The organism is Microcoleus sp. AT3-D2 (genome assembly GCF_036705715.1).
Classification (GTDB): Bacteria; Cyanobacteriota; Cyanobacteriia; order Cyanobacteriales; family Microcoleaceae; genus Microcoleus.
Genome location: NZ_JAUBVE010000211.1, coordinates 1 through 1,201 on the forward strand (window position 1 = coordinate 1; position 1,201 = coordinate 1,201).

Genomic DNA, 1,201 nt, shown 5'->3' on the forward strand with positions numbered 1-1,201 from the left:
ACTCATCTTTAACTCGGGTTGAATAATCAATCACTCCCCATCGCCAAAAAGCGATCAATTATTCAGCAAGCCCTATATTAGAAAATATCTGTGAATTCAAATTTCTTATATCTCGCCAAAATCGCAAAATAATGATACTAAAATTAGAAAAGGTAGGCACAAATATTTTTCCTACAGTGAATGTAAGAAAATCCTTAGTCATCAAAGCCAGAACTGCGGAATGTGGGTTTTAAGATCGGGGAAAAAAAGCAAGTTGTACTAGCTTTGGATCAAGCAGGGTGGCATACTGCCGGGAAACTTGAAGTCCCAAAAGGTATTCACATTGTTGAGATGCCATCTTACTCTCCAGAACAACAACGGGCAGAAAGACTTTGGCCACTTACAAATGAGCCTCTGGCTAATCGAACATTTGAAAATCTTGATGAATTAGAAGAGGTTTTATTTGAGCGTTGCAAACAATTACTTCAACAGCAAGATTTAATTCGGGGTTTAACAAACTTTCACTGGTGGCCTCAAGTTCCAGTTGCTGCTTAATTATGGGTAAGTACCCGGACATGATATTACTCCTTTCCCGCTCAAAGAGTACAGAAAATGCTATTTTTAAAAAAAAGCGAGGAAAATATCAATGAATCTGAGCCAAAGATTGCGATTAGTAAGCCTAGATAAAAAGCAGTGGCAGCGACTATATTACAGGGAGCATCCCGCTTTTTAACTAAGCAGAAATACCGAGCTTGATGTCGTTGTTTAAATATGCACATCTTAGTCTTAAAATTTGAGGCACATTTTTTTCGTGCCACTGTGCACCTACAATCTTAATTCTTACTCCAATCTGTTTAATTAAAGACTCTACAGCTCCCGAACCAATATCAATACCCTGCTGTTGATACTTCTGGTAATCTGGGATTCTTGACTGATGTTTTCGGAGATAATTCTGGAACTTTTTACTTTCTTTAGCTCTAACTCCTATAAACTCAGCTATAGCTTCTACTGTTGCTCCTTGCCACAGTTGATTCTTCGCTCTCCTCAGTCGTTTGAGCGAACCTCCGACTCTATGTAGATTTTCTATCAAATGATACCAATCGAGTACCTCTCTTCTTTTCTCAATAGTCCCAATTTGCTTAAACCAATACTCCGGACAGTTTTTAAAGAGAGATGCGACGCCTACGGCAAGCAACGCTTACGCAATAAATCACAGAAGCGA

Annotated in this window: 1 protein-coding gene and 2 pseudogenes; 1 reads left to right on the forward strand and 2 read right to left on the reverse strand. The window is 38.8% G+C overall.

From position 1 onward, the window contains the following. The first annotated feature begins 222 nt into the window (after positions 1-222). Positions 223-534, forward strand: a complete 312-nt coding sequence (locus tag QUB44_RS30960) for a hypothetical protein (RefSeq protein ID WP_333373764.1) — start codon at positions 223-225, stop codon at positions 532-534. A gap of 178 nt (positions 535-712) precedes the next feature. Here the strand turns inward: QUB44_RS30960 and QUB44_RS31390 are convergent. Together QUB44_RS31390 and QUB44_RS31395 are read right to left on the reverse strand one after the other, a co-directional pair. Beyond that, a pseudogene (locus QUB44_RS31390) lies at positions 713-928 on the reverse strand (ISKra4-like element ISMae18 family transposase); the annotation flags it as partial. A 65-nt stretch (positions 929-993) separates the two neighbouring features. Then, a pseudogene (locus QUB44_RS31395) lies at positions 994-1,099 on the reverse strand (ISKra4-like element ISMae18 family transposase); the annotation flags it as partial. Positions 1,100-1,201: the final 102 nt, after the last annotated feature.